This window comes from Curtobacterium uvaldense (assembly GCF_028307415.1).
In the GTDB taxonomy this organism is placed as follows: Bacteria; Actinomycetota; Actinomycetes; order Actinomycetales; family Microbacteriaceae; genus Curtobacterium.
Genome location: NZ_JAQMHU010000003.1, coordinates 142,601 through 159,253, shown reverse-complemented (window position 1 = coordinate 159,253; position 16,653 = coordinate 142,601). Strand labels below are relative to the sequence as shown.

The following is a 16,653-nucleotide window of genomic DNA, read 5'->3' as shown; positions in this document are numbered from 1 at the left end:
GCGGGCCGGGGAAGGGAACGACGCTGATGGCTCGACGCCTGCCGTCCGACCCGCCGGTGATCGCCGGGTTCACCCCCGTCCACGTCCTCGGCTCCGGGGGCTTCGCCGACGTCTTCCTCTACGAGCAGGACATGCCACGCCGGCAGGTGGCGGTGAAGGTGCTCCTCGACGAGGTCGTGGACGAGCGCGTGCGGCAGATGTTCCAGGCCGAGGCGAACCTGATGGCGCGGCTCAGCACGCACCCCGCGATCCTCACGGTGTTCCAGGCGAGCATCGCGGCCGACGGCCGTCCCTACCTCGTCATGGAGCTGTGCTCGTCGTCGCTCAGCCAGCGCTACCGACGCGAGCCGCTCCCCGTGTCCGAGGTCCTGGCCGTCGGTGTCCGCATCGGCTCCGCGCTCGAGACGGCCCACCGCGAGGGCGTGTTGCACCGAGACGTGAAGCCCTCGAACATCCTGCGCACCGCGTACGGCAGCCCCGTCCTCTCCGACTTCGGCATCGCCGCGACCATCGGCAGCGCCGACCCCGACGAGCCGGTGGGCATGTCCATCCCGTGGTCCGCGCCCGAGGTGCTGGGGGACGAGTCCCGCGGCACCGTCCAGTCCGAGGTCTACTCGCTCGCAGCGACCGTGTACTCGCTGCTCGCGGGGCGCTCTCCGTTCGAGGTCCCGGGCGGCAGGAACTCGGCGGCAGACCTGATGGACCGGATCGACAAGGGCGGCGTGGGGTCGACCGGCCGGACCGACGTGCCCCCGTCGCTCGAACGGCTGCTCGCGACGGCGATGGCCCGTCGTGCGGCTGCTCGTCCCGCCACCGTGATGGAGTTCGTCCGCGGGCTCCAACAGGTCGAGGCGGAGCTCGGGATCCCGCAGACCCCGGCCGACGTGGCGGTCGAGTCGTGGGCGGTGGCCACCCCGTCGTCGGAGGGCGACCGGACCGTCGTGCGGGAACTGCGGGCACCCTCGCGTGTGGCGGCCCGCCGACGGACACGGCGGGCGGTGCAGGGCGGGACGTCGGTCGGCGTCCAGAGCGTCGGCACCGTGCACCGCACCGGGTCGGCGACGATCGCGCGTCGCCGGAAGCGCTCGACCCTCGTGGTCGCTGGCGCGGCCGGTGTCGTCGTGGTCGCGGCCCTCGCCGTGGTGAGCGTCCTGCTCGTGACGCGCGCCGGCACGGGGTCCGTCCCGACGGTGCGCGACGTGACCGCACGCGGGGGAGGCGACTCGGTGTCCTTCAGCTGGGACGATCCCGGGCTCCGTGCCGGGGACACCTACGTCATCACGTCGGCCGGCGCGACGAGCCAGCAGACCGGCACCACCTTCGTCGTGTCCGGGGATCCCGGTACCGAGCAGTGCATCACGGTCGCGGTGAACCGGGACGGCAGGACGGGGGCCGCGAGTCCCGAACAGTGCGGCACGATCGGGAGCGCCGGGTGATCCGGGCGTTCCTCGCCGAGCACCGTTCCGCGGCGGTGACGGCCTGCGCGTCGATCCTCGTCGGCGCCGTCGTCGCGACCGCCGCGGTGGTGTCCACGGGGTACCACACCCAACGGGTCGACCTGGGGGACGGCACCGTCTGGGTGCCGTCGGCGGAGTACGGCGCCGTCGGGCGCGCGAACACCGGCGTGCTCGAGCTCAACACCGCCGTCGACACCCCGAGCGACGACCTCTCGGTCGTGCAGCGCGGCTCCGAGGTGTACAGCGTGGACGGCACGAAGGGCACCGTCGCGAAGGTCGACGTCGCCGACGCCACCGTGGGCGATGCCGTGACGCTGCCGGCGGGCTCGCCGCAGGTCTTCTTCGCGGGGGACACCGCGGTGGTCGGGAACGGCGACACGGGCGAGCTCTGGGCGACCCCGGCGGCCGAGCTGTCGGACTTCGACGCGTCCACGAAGGCCGACCTGAGCCTCGGCGCCGACGCCGTCCTCGACGCCTCCGACGAGCGGGTCGCGGTGTACTCGCCGCGCACCGGCCGCGCCTCCCTCGTCGACGTCGGCACCCAGCTGACCGTCGAGCGGCGGTGGGAGGTCCGGTTCGACCGCAGCCACGAGTTCCAGGTGGCGTCGTTCGGGGACCACGTCGCCGTGCTCGACCGCACCTCGGGGCAGCTCTCGGTCGACGGGGACAGCGTCGACCTCGGCGACCGCGTCGGTGGATCGCCCGCGCTGCAGCGGTCCTCGGACTCCTCGTCCACGGTCCTCGTCGCCGGGACGGCCGGGCTGGTGCGCGTCTCCGCCTCCGGTCAGGTGGACCGGACCGCGCTCCGGGTGTCGGGTCGAGCGGCACGACCGACCGTCGTCGGCTCCTGCACCTACGCCGCGTGGGCGGGCGGACAGGCGATGGACTCGTGTCGGGGCACCGGCCTCCAGCGGCTCGCGCAGACCGCCGACGCCGACGACCTGCAGATCGTGCACAACGGCGACACCGTCGTGGCGAACGACCCGCGCAGTGGGCGGTCGTGGGCCATCGGCCGCAGTGGACAGCTCATCGACAACTGGGCGGACCTGGTCGACCAGGACGACGAGCGGCAGCAGGAACGGGTGTCGGACGACGACCCGCAGGTGGACAAGGAGCAGAAGCCGCCCGTGGCGGTGGACGACGACCTCGGCGCACGACCGGGTCGCACGACCAGCCTGCCGGTGCTCCTCAACGACTACGACCCCAACGGCGACCCACTCGTCATCAGCGAGGTCGGCGACGTCCCCGACGGCCAGGGCAGCGTCGCCGTCGTCGGTGACGGCCAGCGGCTCCAGGTCTCGCTCACGGCGGAGGCCAGCGGCACGCTCTCGTTCCCGTACACGATCACCGACGGCAACGGCGGGTCGGCCAGCGCGACCGTCCGGGTGACCGTCCGCCCCGAGTCCGAGAACGAGCCACCGCGGCAGGTCCGGAGCACCTCGGCGGACGTCGTGCAGAACGGGCACGTCGTCACCGACGTGCTGTCGGACTGGGTCGATCCCGACGGCGACCCGGTCTACCTGGAGTCCGCCTCGGCGGACGGCGACCGCGTCTCCACGACACCGGACGGGCTGCTCGACTTCCGCAACGCGAGCGGTCGCACCGGTGACCGCAGCGTCCAGCTCGTCGTGAGCGACGGCCGCGCCCCCGGCCGCGGATCGATGACCGTGCGTGTCGCCGCCCAGGGGAGCGTGCCGCTGCGCGCCGACGCGTTCGCCGTGCAGGGCTACGCGGGCAAGGCGTTCACGGTGACGCCGCTCGACCACGTCCGCGGGGGCAACGGGGCCGTCACGCTCACCAGCGTCTCCTCGTCGAGCGGCCTGACGGTCACCCCGTCCTACGACGCGGGCACGTTCCGCGTCCAGGGGGCCGGAGCGGGGGACCACCAGCTCGAGTACACCGTCACGGACGGCACGAAGACCGCGAGCGGCGTCGTGCGCGTCTCCGTGCTCGCTCCGCCCGACGCCTCGACGCCACCGATCACGACGCCGAAGACGGTGTTCGTGACCACACTCTCGACGAAGGACACCGACGTCACCGCGACGGACACCGACCCGGCCGGCGGTGTGCTCATGGTCACGGCGCTCGACGGCCCCGGCCGCGGCAGCGGGGTCGAGGCGAGCATCCTCGACCAGCACGTCGTACGGGTCACCCTGACCGCGCCGCTCGACGCACCGGTGACCTTCGCATACACGGAGTCGAACGGTCTGGCCAGCGCCACCGGGACGATCACCGTCGTCGAGATCCCGCGACCGGACCGCATCCAGCCGCCGGTCGCGCAGTCCGACTCCGCCACGGTGCGGGTCGGCGACGTCGCCGAGATCGACGTGCTGGCGAACGACACCCAGCCGGAGGGCGAGCCGCTGACGCTCGACCCGCAGCTCGTGCAGAACGTGCCCGGTGACGGCGGGCTGCTCTTCGTGTCCGGCGACCGGCTCCGGTACCTCGCCCCGGACACACCCGGCAACCACACCGCGGTCTACCGCGTCCACGGTCCGGACGGGCAGTACGCGGACGCGTCCGTCTCGATCTCGGTGCGCGAGCGTGACGCCGCGACGAACAACCCGCCGGTGCCGAAGACCGTGACGGCGCGCGCGGTCGCGGGGCAGGCGGTGCGCATCACCGTGCCGTTGAACGGCACCGATCCGGACGGCGACTCGGTGCAGCTCGTGGGGGTCGGCGACAACCCCGAGAAGGGCTCGGTCAGCGACGTCACCGCCGATGCGCTGACCTACGACGCCGGGGACTACTCCGCCGGGACCGACGAGTTCACCTACACGGTGGTCGACGCGCTGGGTGCCCGCGCGACCGGCACGATCCGGGTCGGCATCAGCCCCCGTGCGGAGCAGGCATCGAACCCGGTCGCCCAGGCCGACCACGTCACCATCCGCCCCGGTGGGTCCGTGACCGTGCGCGTGCTGCAGAACGACTCCGACCCGGAGGGCGGGCAGCTGTCCGTCACCGCGGCCGAGCCGACCGCCCCGGGGGTCACCGCCGAGGTGCTCCACCGCAGCCAGGTCCGGGTCACGCCACCGCGTTCGGCGACCGAGGGCGACTTCGCGGTGCTCTACACCGTCACGAACGAGAGCGGCGGTTCCAGCACCGCGTTCCTGACGGTGACGGTCGACCGCGACGCCCCGCCGCTCCGTCCCGAGGTCGAGGACACCACGCTCGACCTGCAGGACATCCTGCGTCGCGAGAGCGTCACCGTCGACGTCCTGCAGAACGTCTTCTTCGCCGAGGGGTCGACCTCCCGCCTCGAGGTCGGGGTGGTCGACGGGTACGGCGACACCGCCCGGGTCACGAGCGACCGTCGGATCGAGATCCGGTTGACGGACGCGTCACAGGTCGTGCCGTTCTCCGTCACCCGGAGCGACCACCCCGACGTCGTCGCCTACGGGTTCGTCCACGTGCCCGGGTTCGACGACGCCCTGCCGCAGGTGGACCGCAGCGTGGGCGCGGTGACCGTGAAGAGCGAGGCCACCGTGCGCATCCCGCTCGACCGCTACGTGGTCACGGCCAACGGACGGACCGCGCAGATCACCGATCGCGGGACCGTCAAGGCGACGCACGCGAACGGGCAGGACCTCGTCGTCGACCGGTCCACGCTGCAGTTCACGTCCTCGAAGCTGTACTACGGCAACGCGTCGATCTCGTTCGAGGTCACCGACGGGTCGAGCGCGAACGGCGGCAAGGGCCGCGTCGCGACGCTCGTGCTCCCGATCAAGGTGACACCCCGGTCGAACCAGCCGCCGGCGTTCACCGGGTCGTCGATCGACCTGCAGCCCGGTGACTCCCGCACCCTCGACCTGACGAAGCTGACGGACTACCCGTACCCGGACGACCTCCGGGAGCTCCGGTACTCGGTGGTCAGCCGCCCGGGCGCCGGCACCACCGCGACCGTGCAGGGCCAGCAGCTCCGGATCTCGGTGGCGGAGGACGCCCGGAAGGACACGACGGCCTCGATCGGCATCGGGGTGTCGGACGACGCGAACGCCGGTCGCGCCGGGGTGGTTCGGGTCGGCATCGTCGGTTCGACCAGGCCGCTCGTGCAGCCCGGGGCGGACCGGGCGGTCGTCGAGCGTGGCACGACCGCGACCATCGACGTCCTGGCGAACGACCAGGCGACGAACCCGTTCCCCGACCAGCGGCTGCGGGTCGTCGCCATCCGCGGACTCTCGGGCGGTCTCCCCGCCGGCGTGAGCGTGACGCCCAGCGCCGACCGGTCGCGGCTCCAGGTCACCGTCGGCGACCGTGCCCAACCCGTCGACGCGCACCTGCAGTACCAGGTCGCCGACGCGACGGACGACCCGTCCCGGTACGTCTGGGGCGACGTGACCATCGCCGTCCAGGACGCTCCCGACGCGCCGGGCGCGCCCACCCGGACCGGCACGTTCCAGGGTGGCCAGCTGACGCTGACGTGGGCAACCCCGCAGGCGAACAACGCACCGATCACCGGCTACCGGGTCCAGGGGACGAACGGCGTCGCGAAGGACTGCGGCACCGCGACGGTCTGCACCCTGACGGGCATCGACCCGTCCGCGTCGTACCGCTTCTCCGTCGTCGCTCGGAACGCCGTCGGCGACTCGGAGCCCTCGCCGCAGTCCGCGCCGATGAGCGCCGACTTCGTCCCGGCAGCGCCGAAGGGCGTGCGCGTCACGCCGAGCAGCGCGACGCCGGACCAGCTCGACGTCGCGTGGGACCGTGTGGCGACGCCGAACGGCGGATCGTCCGTCTCGAACTACGTCGTGTCCGTCCAGGGTCCGGGACTGTCGGCGACGAAGAACGTCGGGACCGCGACGAGCACGTCCTTCCCGGGCGCGCAGAGCGGCGCCGAGTACACGGTGCGGGTCTCCGCCCGGAACGCCGCCGACCGCGACGGCAGCCCGGTGCAGTGGAACGACGCGTCGGCCACCGGCTCGGCCGTCGGTGCCCCCGGCACGCCGGAGCTGTCGGCCACGGGACAGCCGGACGGATCGACGACCGCGGTCGCCCTCAGCGCGTCCGAGGCCGACTGGGCCGGCGGGACCCCCGGTTGGCGCATCGCGAAGTACGCGGCGTCCACCCCGATCCCGTCCGGGTGCTCGACCGCCGGAGCCGAGAAGGTCTGGAACGGTTCGTCCGCGAACGACCGCATCACGAGTCAGTACCGCTACGTCGCCCTCGCCGACAACGGGCTCTTCTGCACGGCGTCGCAGCCGGCCAGCGTGCAGGGCTACCAGACGCCGGACGCCCCGACGGGCACGGTCGAACCGGCGGGCGTGCCCGACGCCGACGGGACGGTCGGTCTCCGCGCCACCGCGCAGGCGTCGACGCCCTACCTCTACTACTCGGTCAGCGGCGGTCCCCGCGTGCGCTTCAGCGGGTCGGCGTCGCTCGGGGCGGGGGCGGGCTACGGGCTCGAGACGAGCGTGGTGTTCACCGCGTGCGCGACCGACGGACAGTACTGCGCGTCGAGCGCCCCGGCGACCGCCACCGCGTTCACCACGCGGGCGACCGTGGTCAGCGCGGTCGTCGGGCAGGCGCCGGTGATCAACCCGCCGGACAACAACGGCCGTCTGCTGCCGAAGCCGGATGACTACGAGATCTCGTACTGCACCCTTGCCGTGGTCTGCTCCGACACGAACCCGGCCACGGGCGCGCCGTGGACCACGAGCGACCCGGTTCCCGACGGGTACTCCTCGATCCGGGTCAAGGCCACGGTGCAGGGCCAGCAGGACCCGGTCGGTGCACGCAGCGCCGTCACCACTCCGGACGCCGGCGCGTCCGACCCGCCGTCCGGCACCGACCCGAGTACCTCCTCCGCAGGCTAGGGTCACGACCCGGCAGCGATCCCACCACCAGAACGAGGACCCCACCGCATGAGCATGACCCCCGAGCAGGCCGCCTGGTTCGCCGACGTCGCCGGACGGATCGTGACCAACGTCGAGCAGGTGCTCCTCGGGAAGACGTTCGTCATCCGCCTCGCCGTGACGACCATGCTCAGCGAGGGACACCTGCTCCTCGAGGACGTCCCCGGCACCGGCAAGACGAGCCTCGCCCGTGCGATGGCACAGAGCGTGCAGGGGTCGACCAACCGGATCCAGTTCACCCCCGACCTGCTGCCCGGCGACATCACCGGCATCAGCGTCTACGACCAGCGCACGCAGGAGTTCGACTTCCACCGCGGGCCGGTGTTCGCCAACGTCGTCCTCGCCGACGAGATCAACCGGGCCAGCCCGAAGACGCAGTCTGCGCTGCTCGAGGCGATGGAGGAGTCGACGGTGACCGTCGACGGTGTGAACCACCGCTTGGCTGCCCCGTTCATGGTCATCGCCACGCAGAACCCGATCGAGCAGGCCGGCACGTACCGCCTGCCCGAGGCCCAGCTGGACCGGTTCCTCGTGCGCACCTCGATCGGCTACCCGGACCACGCCGCCACCGTGCGGATCCTCGAGACGTCCTCGGCGCCGTCCGCCTCGGTGCCGCTGCCGAGCGTCGTCCCCGCAGCGACCGTGACCGAGATGGCCGCACTCGCCCGCACGGTCCACGTCGACCCGACGATCGCCGACTACGTGGCACGCCTGGTCGACGCGACCCGCGCCGCGAGCGAGGTCCGGCTCGGCGTCAGCGTCCGCGGTGCCATGGGGCTGATCCGTGCCGCACGCGTGTACGCCGCCGTGCAGGGCCGCCACTACGTCACGCCGGACGACGTCAAGGCCCTGGCCGTCCCGGTGCTGGCACACCGCCTGGTGCTCGACGCCGAGGCGGAGTTCGACGGGGTCAGCGCCACCAGCGTCGTGGCGCAGCTCCTCGTCGAGACCCCGCCGCCCGCCGACCGAGCGGCGTCGTGACCGACCGCCGTCCCGGCAGCACCAGGACGCGACGCGGCAGCACGAGGTCCCGTCGCGGCTCCGTCGCCGCCGAGCGGACGACGACGGTCGCCGGGCTCACGAACGTGCGCACCCGGCTCGTCGGTGACCGCGAGGGCGTCGCCGCCGACGCCGTCGTCGGGGTCGCGAAGGCATGGGCGACGGCCTGGAGGACCGTGCGGCGTCTGTGGGGCGAGGTCGCCGCGGTGGTGACCGGCCTGGGCTGGACGGTCGCCGTCGTCACGGTCGTCGCCTTCGCCGTGGGGTACCGCTTCGGCCTGCGCGAGGTCGTCGTGGTGGGCTTCGCCGGGGCGGTGCTCGCCGTCGTGGCCGCCGTCGCCCTCGTCGGGCGGACCCGGCTCGTGGTCCGGATGCGTCTGCCGCAGCACCGTGTGGCGGTCGGCGACGACGCCGGCGTCGTGGTCACCGCGGAGAACCCGGCCCGGTTGCCGTCGGTCCCGACCACGGTGGAGCTGCCGGTCGGCGACGGACTCGTGGACGTCGCGGTGCCGACCGTCGCCCCGGGTGGCGTGTTCGAGGAACAGGTACCCGTGCCGACGGTCCGGCGCGGGGTGCTCGACGTCGGACCGGTCACCGGCGTCCGGGCCGACCCGGTGGGGCTGGTGCGGCGCGAGGTCGTGTGGACCGCCCGCGAACAGGTCATCGTCCACCCGCGGACGATCGCGATCCCGTCGACGAGCACGGGACTCGTCCGCGACCTCGAGGGGCAGGCCACGACCGACCTCTCCCCGGCGGACATCGCCTTCCACGCCGTCCGCGAGTACGTCCCGGGCGACGACCCGCGCACCGTCCACTGGAAGTCGACCGCGAAGTCCGGCGCGCTCATGGTGCGGCAGTTCGAGGACACCCGACGGTCGCACCTGGTCGTCGCCCTCGCGAGCCGTCGGGCCGAGTTCGCGGACGACGACGAGTTCGAGCTGGCGGTGAGCGCCGCCGCGTCGCTCGGGGCCCGTGCGGTCCGCGATGGACGGGACGTCTCGGTCGTGGTGTCCGAGCGCACGTCGGAGTACGCGAAGCGGCCGTCCTACGCGGTGCACCGGCTCGCCACCGTCACGCCGACCCGTCTGCTCGACGAGTTCGCGACCGTCGGGCTGTCCGACGCGTGCCTGCCCGTCGCGGAGGTCGCCCGGATCGTCGGGAACGACACGGCCGGCATCTCCGTCGCGTTCCTGGTCGTCGGGTCGACGGTCGGGCTCCCCGCGCTCCGGCTCGCCGCCACGCGCCTCCCCGTCGGGGTCGAGGTCGTCGCCGTCACCTGCGAACCGGAGGCCCAGCCCCGGGTGCTCCGGGTGGCAGGGCTCACCGTCCTGACCATCGGCTACCTCGAGGACCTCCGCCAGGCGTTGCACCGGACGGCGGCCGCCGCGTGAGTGCCGCACCCCCGCTCGAAGGCCCGACCAGGGGCCGCCGCGCCACGCGCCGAGCGGCTCGCCGGCGCGCCCCGGTCCGCTCGGTCGGCGGCACCCTGGTCGTCTGGCTCCTGCTCGCCGTGGCGAGCACCGCCTGGTGGCCGGTCCACCGGGACGGGTCGATGGTGACCGCCGGCGTCACCGCCGTGGTCGCGGGCACCGCGGTCGCGCTGACCGGTGCACTGGGTCGGCTGTCGGCGGCGGTCGTCGGCGTCCTCACCGTGGCCGTCTTCACCGTGACCGGGGTGCCCGCCGCGGTCCCGGGGGAGTCGGCGGGGCTGCTGCCGACCGGACCCGGACTCGTCGACCTCTTCGCCGGCGTCGCGCTCGACTGGAAGCGGCTGGTCACCGTCAGCCTGCCGGTCGGGTCCTACGAGTCGCTGCTCGTCCCGTACTTCGTGGCGACCCTCGTCGCCACGGTGACGGCCGTGACCGTGGCGGTCCGTGCCTCCCGGCCGGAGACCGCGAGCATCCCGGCGCTCGTCCTCTTCGCGGCGGGCGTCGTGGTCGGTCCGAGCCGTCTGGACCTGTCGGTCGCGACCGCTGTCGTCCTCGGCGGGATCGCGCTCGTGTGGGCGCTCACGGTCCGGCACGCGCGCCGGGCCGTCGCCGTGGCGACGACCGTCGGCGCCCGTGTGCCGGTGTGGCGGTCCGTCGCGCGTCCGGCGCTCGTCGGTACCGGGACGGTCCTGGCCGCTGCGGTCGTCGCGACCGGTCTCGGGTCGGTCGCCCCGCCGACGGTCGGCCGGAGCGTCGCGCGCACCGACGTCGTGCGACCGTTCGACCCGCGGGACGAGGTGAGCCCGCTCAGCGCGTTCCGGTCGTACGAGGAACCAGGTGCTGCCGACGCACCGCAGCTGCGCGTCACCGGGCTGCCGCAGGGCGGGTTCGTGCGCATCGCGACCCTCGACACGTACGACGGTGTCGTCTTCCGTGTGGGTGGCGACGACGGGTCCTCGGCCTCCGGCACCTTCGAACGGGTCCCCACGACCGTGGACGTGGGCGACGTGCGCGGCAGCGACGTGCGCGTCGGGGTGGACGTCGCCGCCTACCGTGGCGTGTGGTTGCCCACCGTCGGCGACCTGGAGTCGGTGACGTTCCGCGGGGCCGACGCCGAGCAGGATCGCCGGTCCTTCTTCTACGACCGCGCGACGTCGACCGGTGCGGTGGTCGGCGGGGTGGGGACGGACACGCGCTACGACCTCGAGGCCGTGCTGCCCGACCAGCCGGACGACGAGCAGCTCGCGTCGGCGCGTCCCGGGACCGCCGACGTGCCGTCGCCGACCGGGGTGCCGGACGCGGTGCGGGAGCGGGTCGAGTCGACGACCGCGGACGCACGGACGCCCGGCGAGGAGCTCGTCGCGGCCGTCCGGTGGCTCACCAGCACCGGGTACGTCAGCCACGGCGTCGGCGACGACCGGGCCAGCCGGTCCGGGCACGGCGCTGACCGGATCCAGGAGCTCCTCACCGCGCCGGTCATGATCGGGGACCAGGAGCAGTACGCGGTCGCCGCCGCGCTGATGGCCCGGCAGATCGGGTTCCCGTCGCGGGTGGTGATGGGGTTCACCCCGGGCGGGGACGTCCGGAGGTCCTCGTCGGAACCGGGTTCGGCGGCAGCCGGTCCGTCGGGCGGGGCCACGACCCTGCGCGGGTCGGACGTGACCGCGCGGGTCGAGGTGGACACCGCGCAGTGGGGGTGGGTCACCCTCGACCCGAACCCCGTCCTCCGCGAGATCCCGGACGAGCAGGACCAGACGCCGCAACCCGTCACGCGCCCGGAGACCGTCGTCCCACCGCCGCCCGTCGAGCAGCAGGACCAGGACCAGCAGGCCCCGCCGCAGAGCGACCGCGAGACACCGCCCGTCCCGCCGCTGTGGCTGCAGGTGCTGCTCGCAGCCCTGCCGTGGGTGCTCGCGACCCTCGGGTTCCTCGCGCTCGTCCTCCTGCCCTTCGCGGTGGTGCTGCTGCGCAAACGGCTGCGCCGACGTCGACGACGCCGCGCCCCGACACCGCGTGCCCGGGTCACCGGAGCCTGGGAGGAGTACCGGGACGCGCTGGTCGACCGCGGGCACGAGGTGCCGGGCGCAGCGACGCGGCGCGAGGTGGTCGCCGGCGCGCCCGGGCGCGGCGGGGCCGGACTCGCCGCGCTGGCGGACCGCAGCGTGTTCGGACCCGGGGCGGTCGACGCGGCGACCGCGGACCGGATGTGGTCAGCGACGGACGAGGCCATCGCGAGCCTGGCCGATGACCGCACGCGGCGCCAGCGCTGGCGGGCGGCCGTGTCGCTGCGGTCCCTCCGCTCCGCCGGGTGGTGGGGTCGACGCCGTCCGGCGACTCGGCGGAGGCCGAGCGGTGCGGTGCGTCCGTCCGGCACCGATCGCCACGACCAGGGGCGTCCCGGGGCCGGTGACTACGATGGGCCGGAGGCCGGCGAGCGTCGTGGACGGCCGAGTGAGGACAGAGGCGAACCGTGATCAGATGCGAACACTGCGGCTCGATGCTGCCCGACGGGGCGATCTTCTGCGGTGAGTGCGGGCGGTCGGTGAACGTCTCGGCGAACCGTCGGCCCGCGCCGGCTGCGCCCGTCGACGACACCCCGCCGCCACCGCTCCGGCAACCCGACCGGCACGGCCGCCGTCCCGATCCCGCCGCCGAGGCCTGGCTGCCCGAGGCGACGCTCGACCCCGCGACCCGTGCGTGGCTCATCGGCGAGGACCGGCAGCGCTCCGGCGCGACCGGGGACGCTCGCCCCACCGCACCGTCCGCTCCTGTGGTCCCGGCCGTTCCCGCAGCTCAGGCTGACGATCCGTCGTGGCTGCGCCCCGAAGGCGTCGACCCGGGTCGGTCGGACCGCGTCGGGGACGACCGGTGGACGCACGAGCAGCACCGCACGGACGAGCGGTCCGGGGCGTCGGAGCCGGAGCCGGAGCCGCCCCTCGATCCCGACGCGTACCCGTCGTCCCCGACGGGGTCCTCCGCCGACGACGAGGCCGACACCGAACGAACCCGTCTCGCGCCGGCCCCGGGGGACCAGTCCGGCTCCGGGACGCCGTCCCCCGTGCCCGAGGCACCGTCCGCTGCGCCCGAGGCGCCGCCGACGGCCCCGGTGTGGGCGCCGCCCGTCGCACAGCAGCCGACGGCAGCTCCGTCGCGACCGTCGTGGTGGGTGGGCCGCGGAGGCGCGGCAGCCGAGCCGCCGGTCGAGGACCAGGTCGAGGACCCGTCCGTCGACGAACGTCCCCGTGCCGGCGACACCGCCGTCGTGGAACCACTGGTCGACCGTCGTCCGGCACCGACGCCCCTGATCGCTCCGGGGAACGGTCCGGCCACCTGCCCGGTGTGCGGCCACGCCCTCGAACCCGATGACATCTTCTGCGCGGAGTGCGGCGCCGTCCGTCCGACCGTGACCGCTGCCTTCACCGGGCCCGTCGTGCCGCTGCCCCTGGCGCGGCCGGACTGGGCGGCCGACGACGAGATCCATGTGGACGACGAGCCCTCGGACCCCGGTTCCGCGGACGGCGGCGCCGAGCGGGGCTCCACGGGCCACGCGTCGCAAGCGGATGTCCCCGAGGACGCCGGGTCGGGCACCGAGCACCGCGACGGTGCGGCGTCCGACGCCGGACAGCACGATGCCGGACAGTCCGACGCCGGACAGCCCGACGCCGGACAGCCCGACGCCGGACGGCCTGACGCCGGACAGCCCGACGCCGAGCGGCCCGACGCGGACCAGGCGCACGAGGACCGGTCGGACGAGCCCGCTGCGGGGCCGGGCCGCCACCTCGCCGACGACGAGGGGGCCGCGCCCGGCGGGCACCGGAGCGCACACGACGGAGGACCGGTCCCGCCTGCTCCCGCTTCGCCGACCCTGCCGTCCTCGGCGCAGGGCGCCGGCGGTCCCGACCTGCCGCCGGTCCCGCGTGCCGCGCCGCTGCCCCCGATCCCGGGGGCGACCGGCCCGGTCCTCCCGCCCGTCGGGTCCACGACGGTGCCGTCGAGCGGCGACCTCGACCCCGACGAGGACGTCGAGGAGACGCGGATCGTCGTCAAGACCACCTCGGACGCGCCGTTCGTGCTGCACTTCAGCACCGGGGAGCGCACGGCGGTGCACGGTACGGGCCTGCTGGGCCGGCTGCCCCGACCGCAGCCGGGCGAGCGGTTCGACGACCTGCTCACGGTGCACGACCCCGGCAAGTCGGTGTCCAAGACGCACCTCGAGCTCGGGCGTGACGGCGACGACCTCTGGGTGTCCGACCGGCACTCGGGCAACGGCACGGTGATCCGGCACATCGACGGGAGCATCCGCCGCTGTGAAGCCGGGCGTCGCTACCGCGTGGAGCGCGGTGCACGGGTCGACATCGGGGAGCAGTTCTTCCTCGTGCAGTAGCCCTGACCGCCAGCCGGCCGTTCCTCCACAGGGCAGCGACCGCGACCCGGTCTCCACCAGCAGCCCCGTGCGCCCGAACCCGGACGCGCGGGGCTGTCAGTCTCGGTCCGTGTCCCCGCTCGTCGCCCGCTGCTGCCTGGTCGGTTCGGCCGTGGTGCTGCTGCTCGTCGGGGTCGTCGGCGACCTCCCGGTGGTCGCCAGGACGGTGCTGCTCGTCGCCGCAGCGAGTTGCGCGGTGCTCGACGCCCTGACGGTCCGGGGCACCGGTGCCGATCCTCCGCCCGCGGTCGTCGTGACCATGCCGACGGATGCCGTCTCCGGACCAGCAGTCTCCGGATCAGCAGTCGCCGGACCAGCAGTCGCCGCACCAGCAGTGTGCGGAGACGACGCGCTGAGCGACGCCGTCGGGGCGTCGTCGTGGACCCCGGACCCGCACGCTTCCGGCGTCGGCGTCGGCGGCGCCGTCGTCGAGGGGCTGGTGCTCGGACGAGGACCCGACGGTCGAGCCGAGCGGATCCGCGCCGACCCCGGGTCGCCGTCCCACGTCGTCGTCCTCGGCACCGGGGCGTTCGCGCGGGCGGTGTTCGATGCGCTCGGCGCCCAGCTCGCCGCGTCCGCCATCGACGGGACAGCCGGTGCGGCGGGGAGCACGGACGCCGGCGTGCGGATCGTCTCCGATGCGGGTCCGCAGTCCGGAGCGCCGCCCGGCGTGCGTCCGACACCGACGGGGACCGCGGTCGCCGTGCGCCACGACGGTCTCGGCAGGGTGCAGGCGACCGTGGTGCTCGTCCCCGGCGTCCACCTGCTCCCGCGTCGACGGGACCGCGTCATCGAGGTCACGCGGCACGGGTGCCGGCTGTGGAACGACGGCGACGGCGACGGGGACGGCGTGGCGCCGTCCTTCGAGCCCGTGCTCCCGCTGCTGGCCGGGGATCCCGTCGACGAGCTCGTCGCAGGGTGACCGTGCCGTGTCGGGCAGCCGGCGGTCAGCGCAGTCCGGCCCCCGCGCGCACGGCACCGACCGGCACGCCGCCACCGAGCACCTGCTCGCCGGTGGCGGCCAGCACGTCGGCGACGCCCGCGGCGTCCACCATGCCGTTCCGCTCGAGCAGCGTGAGCGCCGCGAGCGTCCCGGCACGCTGCGACCCGTCGAGCGTCTTGACCGCGACCGCCGCTCCACCGGGGAGCCCCATCACCATCACGCCCTCGGCACCGAACTTCGCGAGCACCCGGAGTCGTTCGATCGTCACCGTGTTCGCCCGGCCCACACCGTCGATCGCCCACGGGTGGTCGAGCACCGCGTCCACGAGTGCCGCGGTGTCCGAGTCCGAACGGGCGACGACAGCCGCGAACCCACGGGCGAGCCCCTGCAGGGTGAGCGGGAACACGGGCGCGCCGCAGCCGTCCGTGCCGACGACGTCGACGGTCTCGCCGGTGTACGCCTCCACGGTCTCCCGGACCCGCTGCTGCAGCGGGTGCGCCACGTCGAGGTAGGTCGCCTCGTCCCAGCCGTTCACCCGGCACGCGGCGAGCATCCCGGCGTGCTTGCCCGAGCAGTTCATCGCCAGGCGCCGCGGGCCGTCCATGGTGCGGGCGGTGGCCCGGTCGAACGGCAGGTCGGGCGGGCAGCCCAGGTCGGACTCGACGTGGTCGAAGGACTCGAGCATGTGCAGCGCGAGGGCCTGGTGCGCAGCGGTGCCGGCGTGACTCGCCGTCGTGAGCACGAGCTCGTCGTCGCTGAAGACCGCGCCGGCGCGACGGACGGCGAGGGCCTGGAAGGGCTTCATCGTGGAGCGGGGGTACACGCTCGCCGTCACGTCGCCGACGGCGTCGAGCACGGTCCCGTCGGCCGCGACGACGACGCCGGCACCGACGTGCCGGCTCTCGTCGAAGCCGTTCCGGTCCAGCACCGCGAGCTCGACGGAGCCCTCGGCGGTGAGAGGATGGCGGTCTGTGCGGACGTCGTGGCTCACCGTCATGCCGTCATCGTAGCGAGGGGCCGGCAGGCGCCACGTCCAGCACCCAGCAGCACGCACGAAGGAGCGCACCGTGACCGACCACACGTACGAGGTCTCCGTCCGCTGGACGGGTGACCGCGGCACCGGGACGAGCGGCTACCGCGACTACGGCCGCGACCACGAGGTCACGGCGCCGGGCAAGCACGCCATCGCCGGTTCGGCGGACCCCGCGTTCCGCGGCGACCGCGACCGGTGGAACCCCGAGGAGATGCTGCTCGGCGCCCTCGCCCAGTGCCACATGATGAGCTACCTGTACGTCGCCGTGCAGCGGGGCTTCACCGTGGTCGACTACGAGGACACGGCGACGGCCTCGCTCGACGTGCACCGCGACGGTACCGGCGAGGTCACCGAGGTCACCCTCCACCCCGTCGTCACCGTGCTCGAGGCCGACCGCGTCGCGGACGTCGAGGCTGCCCACGCCGAGGCGAACCGCCTGTGCTTCATCGCGCGCTCGGTGGCGTTCCCCGTCCACCACACGCCCGTCACCAAGGTGCGTGCGGCAGGATAGGGCCT

Annotated in this window: 9 protein-coding genes; 8 read left to right on the top strand and 1 reads right to left on the bottom strand. The window is 74.2% G+C overall.

Annotated features, from left to right (window positions below):
• Positions 1–26: 26 nt before the first annotated feature.
• From PIJ49_RS03335 to PIJ49_RS03305, 7 genes are all read left to right on the top strand, one after another.
• Positions 27–1,436 (top strand): serine/threonine-protein kinase, encoded by a 1,410-nt coding sequence (locus tag PIJ49_RS03335; protein WP_271825790.1) that lies wholly within the window; start codon positions 27–29, stop codon positions 1,434–1,436.
• The gene (locus PIJ49_RS03330) at positions 1,433–7,270 is read left to right on the top strand and encodes an Ig-like domain-containing protein (protein ID WP_271825788.1); all 5,838 of its coding nucleotides are present in this window, start codon (positions 1,433–1,435) and stop codon (positions 7,268–7,270) included. The genes PIJ49_RS03335 and PIJ49_RS03330 overlap by 4 nt, the downstream gene beginning before the upstream one ends.
• 48 nt (positions 7,271–7,318) lie before the next feature.
• Complete coding sequence (locus tag PIJ49_RS03325) at positions 7,319–8,290, top strand: AAA family ATPase (protein ID WP_066654604.1); 972 nt, start codon at positions 7,319–7,321, stop codon at positions 8,288–8,290.
• The gene (locus PIJ49_RS03320) at positions 8,287–9,699 is read left to right on the top strand and encodes a DUF58 domain-containing protein (protein WP_251155052.1); all 1,413 of its coding nucleotides are present in this window, start codon (positions 8,287–8,289) and stop codon (positions 9,697–9,699) included. The genes PIJ49_RS03325 and PIJ49_RS03320 overlap by 4 nt, the downstream gene beginning before the upstream one ends.
• On the top strand, positions 9,696–12,212 hold the full coding sequence (locus tag PIJ49_RS03315; protein ID WP_271825785.1) for a transglutaminase domain-containing protein: 2,517 nt from the start codon (positions 9,696–9,698) through the stop codon (positions 12,210–12,212). Before PIJ49_RS03320 ends, PIJ49_RS03315 begins: the two co-directional genes overlap by 4 nt.
• Positions 12,209–14,122: a zinc-ribbon domain-containing protein gene (locus PIJ49_RS03310; protein WP_271825783.1), complete on the top strand. Its 1,914-nt coding sequence runs from the start codon at positions 12,209–12,211 to the stop codon at positions 14,120–14,122. Before PIJ49_RS03315 ends, PIJ49_RS03310 begins: the two co-directional genes overlap by 4 nt.
• A 109-nt stretch (positions 14,123–14,231) precedes the next feature.
• Positions 14,232–15,083, top strand: coding sequence for a hypothetical protein (locus PIJ49_RS03305; RefSeq protein ID WP_271825782.1), 852 nt, complete (start codon positions 14,232–14,234; stop codon positions 15,081–15,083).
• Positions 15,084–15,108: 25 nt separating this feature from the next.
• Here the strand turns inward: PIJ49_RS03305 and PIJ49_RS03300 are convergent, their stop codons facing one another.
• Entirely contained in the window at positions 15,109–16,101 is a 993-nt protein-coding gene (locus tag PIJ49_RS03300; RefSeq protein ID WP_271825781.1) for an asparaginase, read from the bottom strand.
• 70 nt (positions 16,102–16,171) lie between these two features.
• Here PIJ49_RS03300 and PIJ49_RS03295 point away from each other — a divergent pair, with 70 nt between their 5' ends.
• Positions 16,172–16,648, top strand: coding sequence for an OsmC family protein (locus PIJ49_RS03295; RefSeq protein WP_066654593.1), 477 nt, complete (start codon positions 16,172–16,174; stop codon positions 16,646–16,648).
• The last annotated feature ends 5 nt before the right edge of the window (positions 16,649–16,653 follow it).

Excerpts from the sequence above, each read along its gene's own strand:
- PIJ49_RS03335 (WP_271825790.1), top strand. The coding sequence starts at position 27 with ATGGCTCGACGCCTGCCGTCCGACCCGCCGGTGATCGCCGGGTTCACC.
- PIJ49_RS03325 (WP_066654604.1), top strand. The coding sequence starts at position 7,319 with ATGAGCATGACCCCCGAGCAGGCCGCCTGGTTCGCCGACGTCGCCGGA.
- PIJ49_RS03300 (WP_271825781.1), bottom strand. The coding sequence starts at position 16,101 with ATGACGGTGAGCCACGACGTCCGCACAGACCGCCATCCTCTCACCGCC.